Raw genomic sequence first — 5,793 nt, 5'->3', positions numbered from 1 at the left:
GGGGCCGGCGCCTCGGCGTCGGCCGTCCCCGCCGGTGCGGTGGCCGGGTGGCCCGGTGTCATCGCCGCCTACCCCGATCGGGTGGCGGTGCCGTCCGAGGCGCGGATCGTCACCCTTCACGAGGGCGGCACCCCGCTGCTGCCGGCGCCCCACCTCAGCGAACTCACCGGAACCTCCGTCTACCTGAAGGTGGAGGGCGTCAACCCCACCGGCTCCTTCAAGGACCGGGGCATGACGGTCGCGATCACCCACGCGCTGGCCGCCGGTAGCCAGGCCGTGATCTGCGCGTCCACCGGCAACACCTCGGCCTCCGCCGCCGCCTACGCGGCCAGGGCAGGCCTGACCTGCGCGGTCCTGGTGCCCAGCGGGAAGATCGCCCTGGGCAAGATGGCCCAGGCCGTCGCCCACGGCGCCCGGATCCTCCAGGTGGCCGGCAACTTCGACGACTGCCTGGAACTGGCTCGCAAGACCGAGGCCGAGCACCCCGTGACCCTGGTCAACTCGGTCAACCCGGTGCGCATCGAGGGGCAGAAGACGGCGGCCTTCGAGATCTGCGACGTCCTCGGCCGGGCCCCCGACATCCACTGCCTGCCGGTGGGCAACGCCGGGAACATCACCGCCTACTGGAAGGGCTACCAGGAGTACGCGCGCGACGGCCTGGTGCCGGGCACGCCCAGGATGTTCGGCTTCCAGGCGGCGGGTGCGGCCCCGATGGTGCACGGAGAGCCGGTGGCCAACCCCGAGACGATCGCCACCGCGATCCGGGTGGGCAGCCCCGCGTCCTGGCAGGGAGCCGAGCAGGCCAGGGCGGAGTCCGGCGGCCGGTTCGACGCGGTGACCGACGAGCGGATCCTGCACGCCTACCGGCTGCTGTCCGCCCGGGAGGGGGTCTTCGTCGAGCCCGCCTCCGCCGCCAGCGTCGCCGGTCTGCTGCTGTCCTCGGAGGCGGGGCGGTTGGACGCGGGCTCCGTGGTGGTGTGCACCGTCACCGGGCACGGCCTGAAGGACCCCGGCACCGCGCTGGATGGCGCGGTGGAGGTGGAGCCGCTGCCCGTCGACGCGAACGCCGTCGCCGCCGCGCTGGAACTCGGATGAGCCTCCGGGGACGAGCGGCGCGCCCGGGGCGGAGGCGGCCGTGATCGGGCGGGAGCTGCGGATCCGGGTTCCCGCGTCGACGGCGAACCTGGGGTCGGGGTTCGACACCCTCGGGCTCGCGCTGGCGCGGTACGACGAGGTGCGGCTCCGGGTGGTGGAGCGGGGCATCCGGGTGGAGGTCTCCGGTGAGGGCGCCGACGCGGTCCCCCGGGACGCCAGCCACCTGCTGGTGCGGGCGTTGCGGGCCGCCACGGACGCGCTGGGCGTGGAACTGCCCGGGGTGGAGCTGCGGTGCGTCAACCGCATCCCGCACGCGCGAGGTCTGGGGTCCTCCGCCGCCACCATCGTGTCCGGGGTCGCGGCCGGGTACGCGTTGGCCGGGCGGGAGCCGGACGAGTCGGCGCTCGACCTCGCCGCCCGGTTCGAGGGACACGCCGACAACGTCGCGGCGAGCATGCTCGGTGGGGTGGTCGTCGCCTGGTCCTCGGCCGGGGCGTCCCCGGCGTTCCGCGCGCTGCGGCTGGAACCGCACGCCACGCTCGCGCCGGTGCTGCTGGTGCCCGAGGTGGAGTCGGCCACGCACACCACCCGCGGGCTGCTCCCGGAGCGGGTGCCGCACGAGGACGCGGCGTTCACGGCCAGCCGGGCTGCCCTCGCCGTGGCGGCGTTGACCTCGCGGCCCGACCTGCTGCTCGACGCGACCGCCGACAGGCTGCACCAGGAGTACCGGCGGCCCGCCTGGCCCCGGGCGCTGGCGCTGGTCGAGGAGCTGCGCGCCGCCGGCGTCCCGGCCGCCATCTCCGGGGCGGGGCCCACCGTCGTCGCCTTCCCCACCGGCGAGCTGTCGTGGGCGGGGTTCGACACCACCGGGTTGGCGGTGTGCCCGTTGGCGGTGGACACCCGGGGAGTGACGGTCCGTGAGGAGTCGGCCGGGCGGTGACCAGCCGTGGGGCCCTCCCAGGGCTGTTCGTGGTCCCCGGTCGGAGGGCCTCGCGGGCAGCCGGTAACATGGAGTCATCGGAGGGGGATGGCCGCGGCGAACCACCACGCTGGCCAGAACCGCTGGAACCCCAGCCTTTCGCCAGTACCCCCGCTACCTGGTCGCCTTCTCCGTCAGCCACACCCGATCGACGGCACAACACCCTCCATCGGTGGTGATCTTGCCCGTTTGGTTCGGCCGCCGGGAGACACGCAGGTGACGCGGGTTGTTGCGAGCTGTTGACGAGCGGTCTACCCTCGAAGGCGATCAGTCACCGCGCGCACGGGCGCCGGTACCGTCCCGGGTAGTCAACTCGGGAGGCATTCTCTCGCTATGAGGTTGGTTCGCGCTATCCAGCGGGGACCAGCGGTGGAGAGTACCCGGACAGCCTGGGGTGGCCGAGGGGTCCGTACGGGTGGTTCTTCGTGAGTGTCGTCAGGTGTGGCAGCGTCGAGAATCGCCATAAGCGGGCAGGTTAGGGTGCGTGCGGGCAGAACGTCGTGACCGCCAGTTCTGCCCCCGAGCCCGCAGTGCCGCACTGCGTCCCGCAGCGTGGCAGGTCCGCTGGTCCGCGTAGGAGGCGCGGACCGGTCAGGAAGGACATTTGTGAGCAACACCGAACTGTTGAGCGGCGAGGCGGGCACGGCGGCCTCGGCTGCTGACCAGCCAGAAGCGGATAAGCCCAAGTCACGCAAGGGCTCTGCGGCGAAGGGGGAGGTACCGCAGCAGGCGGACAACGGAGCCGCTCCCCGTCGGCGCGGAGGGCTGTCCAGCATGGTGATGGCGGAGCTTCGCCAGCTCGCCGGGGAACTCGGCATCACCAGCACCACTGGAATGCGTAAGGGTGATCTCATCGCCGCCATCAAGGAGCGGCAGGGCGGTGGTTCCGCCAAGACCGACACCGCTGCGCAGCTGCCGTTCGGGTCCGAGGACCAGGGCAAGACCGAGCAGACCTCCGGGGACGCGCCGGCGCAGTCGGCTCCCAGCCGCCGCGCCCGGGGCGGCGGTGCGTCCGAGAGCGCGTCGTCCGGCGAGGGCGAGGAGGACGGTGGCCGTCGCGGCCGGCGTCGCCGCACCTCGAGCCGGGCCGCCAGCGCCACCGACGGTGGCGGCGAGTCCCGCGAACGTGTCGGCGGTGAGGACCGGGGTGGCGAGCGTCAGAGCGAGCGTTCCGGTGACCGCCAGGAGCGCGGCGAGCGCCAGGAGCGTGGCGACCGGCAGGACCGCGCGTCGCGCAACGACCGGCAGAACGACGGTCGGGACGACGACGACGAGGACGGCGGTGGCCGTCGGCGGGGCCGTCGGTTCCGGGACCGCCGTCGGGGTCGCGGCCGCGCCGAGGGCGGCGGGAACGAGCCGGAGGTGCGGGAGGACGACGTCCTCCTGCCGGTGGCCGGCATCCTGGACGTGTTGGAGAACTACGCGTTCGTCCGCACCTCGGGGTACCTGGCCGGCCCGAACGACGTCTACGTCTCCCTGTCGTTGGTCCGCAAGTACGGGCTCCGCCGGGGCGACGCGATCACCGGTGTGGTCCGCCAGCCGCGCGAGGGCGAGCAGCAGCGTCAGAAGTTCAACCCGATGGTGCGGGTCGACTCCATCAACGGCCTCGCGCCGGACGCCGCCCGGGGCCGCCCGGAGTTCACCAAGATGACTCCGCTGTACCCGAACGAGCGGTTGCGGTTGGAGACCGAGTCGCACGCCCTGACCGGCCGGGTCATCGACCTGGTCATGCCGGTGGGCAAGGGGCAGCGGGCCCTGATCGTCTCGCCGCCCAAGGCCGGCAAGACGATGGTGCTCCAGGCCATCGCCAACGCCATCACGACCAACAACCCCGAGTGCTACCTGATGGTCGTGCTGGTCGACGAGCGGCCCGAGGAAGTCACCGACATGCAGCGCTCGGTGAAGGGCGAGGTCATCGCCTCGACCTTCGACCGGCCGCCGTCCGACCACACCACGGTGTCGGAGCTGGCCATCGAGCGGGCGAAGCGGTTGGTGGAGCTGGGTTACGACGTGGTCGTGCTCCTCGACTCCATCACCCGGCTCGGCCGGGCCTACAACCTGGCGGCTCCGGCCTCCGGGCGGATCCTCTCCGGTGGTGTCGACTCGACCGCGCTGTACCCGCCGAAGCGGTTCCTGGGCGCGGCGCGCAACATCGAGAACGGTGGTTCGCTGACCATCTTCGCGACCGCGCTGGTCGAGACGGGATCCGCCGGCGACACGGTGATCTTCGAGGAGTTCAAGGGCACCGGCAACGCGGAGCTGAAGCTCGACCGCAAGATCGCGGACAAGCGGACGTTCCCGGCGGTCGACGTCGACGCCTCGAGCACCCGCAAGGAGGAGCTCCTGCTCTCGCCGGACGAGCTCGCCGTCACGCACAAGCTGCGGCGTGTCCTCTCCGCGCTGGACGACCAGCAGGCGCTCGACCTGCTGCTGGAGCGGCTGCGGAAGACCCGGACGAACATCGAGTTCCTGATGCAGGTGGCGAAGAACACCCCTGGCGGGAACGGGGACTGAGGACGCACCGGAGGCGTTGCCGCCCCGCCACGGCGGCAGGGCCTCCGGTCACCCCGGGACCCTCGCCGCCGCCCCCGAACAGCGGTTCGCCTCGCGGCCGCCGGAGGGGGCGGAACGCCGGCCGGCCAGCAGCAGCGCCCAGCACACCACGGCAGCGGCGGCGCAGCCCAGCGCCGCCGGCATGGGGACCGGAAGGTCGCCCACGGTCAACGCGCACGTGATCAGCAACATGCCGTAGGGCCAGCTCAGCAAGCGCGCCGACCACCGGCGGGACCACGGGACCGAACCGGCGAACACGGCGTTCAACCCGGCCGCGGCCCCGAACAGGACGGACCAGTCCGGGCGGACGGTGTCCCCGGTGACGGGCAGCACCAGGCTCAGACCGCCCAGACCGACGACCGTGCACAGGAACGTCGGGGCCACCAGGAGCCAGGCCCACACCCGCAGCGGTCCGAGGTTCGCGCACAGCACGGCCCCAGCATGGGGCAGCCCGCGTGAGCGGCGCCCGGAACCGGCGGCCCAGATCGCCCGACGGGCCGATACGGCGACGGGTGGTTCCTCAGTGACGGTGAGTGGGACCGCGATGACCGGAAACAGATGACGGCCCTCCCGCGTTGTGGAGGGTGGCGGCGACGCGGTGGGCATCTGGCACACTGGTTCGCCGAACACGGCTCCGGTTCACCCCCTCGCCCGGCCCCGGTAGCACCGGGCTGGCCAGGCAGGGCGGACCCGGCGGCCACGGACGAAGGGACACACCTGTGAAGACCGGTATCCACCCCGAATACGTGACCACGCAGGTCACCTGCGGTTGCGGCAACACCTTCACCACCCGGAGCACCCGCTCCACCGGTGCGGTGACCGTCGAGGTCTGCTCCAACTGCCACCCGTTCTACACGGGCAAGCAGCGCATTCTGGACACCGGTGGCCGGGTGGCCCGGTTCGAGGCCCGTTACGGCCGCCGCAAGAAGTAGCCCCTTCGACGGCGCCCACCCCACCGCGCAGGCGGGGTGGGCGCCGTCGGCGTGTTTCTGGGGTGCCGGCCCGCCGTGACCAGGGCCGGGCGTGTCGTGAAGGACGGAGGGTGCGGCGTGGAGAACTCGACGCTACGGAGCTTGCTCACCGAGTACGGGGAGCTGGAGGAGCGGTTGGGTGATCCCACCGTGCTGGCGGACCGTGCGGCGGCCCGCCGCTACGGCCGGCGGCAC

General features: G+C 72.7%; 5 protein-coding genes. 4 read left to right on the top strand and 1 reads right to left on the bottom strand.

Annotated features, from left to right (window positions below; all coding sequences use genetic code 11):
* The first annotated feature begins 39 nt into the window (after positions 1–39).
* The 3 genes from thrC (at position 40) to rho (ending at position 4,588) form a co-directional block, all read left to right on the top strand.
* Entirely contained in the window at positions 40–1,095 is a 1,056-nt protein-coding gene (thrC, locus tag ACTIDRAF_RS0201100) for a threonine synthase (RefSeq protein WP_026065649.1), read from the top strand.
* Between the two features lie 40 nt (positions 1,096–1,135).
* Complete coding sequence (gene thrB, locus ACTIDRAF_RS0201095; protein ID WP_016696863.1) at positions 1,136–2,035, top strand: homoserine kinase; 900 nt, start codon at positions 1,136–1,138, stop codon at positions 2,033–2,035.
* 645 nt (positions 2,036–2,680) lie between these two features.
* Complete coding sequence (gene rho / locus ACTIDRAF_RS0201090) at positions 2,681–4,588, top strand: transcription termination factor Rho (RefSeq protein WP_026065648.1); 1,908 nt, start codon at positions 2,681–2,683, stop codon at positions 4,586–4,588.
* A 48-nt stretch (positions 4,589–4,636) separates the two neighbouring features.
* Here the strand turns inward: rho and ACTIDRAF_RS0201085 are convergent, their stop codons facing one another.
* Positions 4,637–5,059 (bottom strand): hypothetical protein, encoded by a 423-nt coding sequence (locus tag ACTIDRAF_RS0201085; RefSeq protein ID WP_016696861.1) that lies wholly within the window; start codon positions 5,057–5,059, stop codon positions 4,637–4,639.
* A gap of 287 nt (positions 5,060–5,346) precedes the next feature.
* Between ACTIDRAF_RS0201085 and rpmE the strand changes: the two genes are divergently transcribed.
* Complete coding sequence (rpmE, locus tag ACTIDRAF_RS0201080; protein WP_016696860.1) at positions 5,347–5,559, top strand: 50S ribosomal protein L31; 213 nt, start codon at positions 5,347–5,349, stop codon at positions 5,557–5,559.
* Positions 5,560–5,793 lie beyond the last annotated feature (234 nt).

The sequence above is a fragment of the Actinoalloteichus spitiensis RMV-1378 genome (assembly GCF_000239155.1).
Lineage (GTDB): Bacteria > Actinomycetota > Actinomycetes > Mycobacteriales > Pseudonocardiaceae > Actinoalloteichus_B > Actinoalloteichus_B spitiensis.
This window is presented reverse-complemented; position numbering and strand designations above follow the sequence as displayed.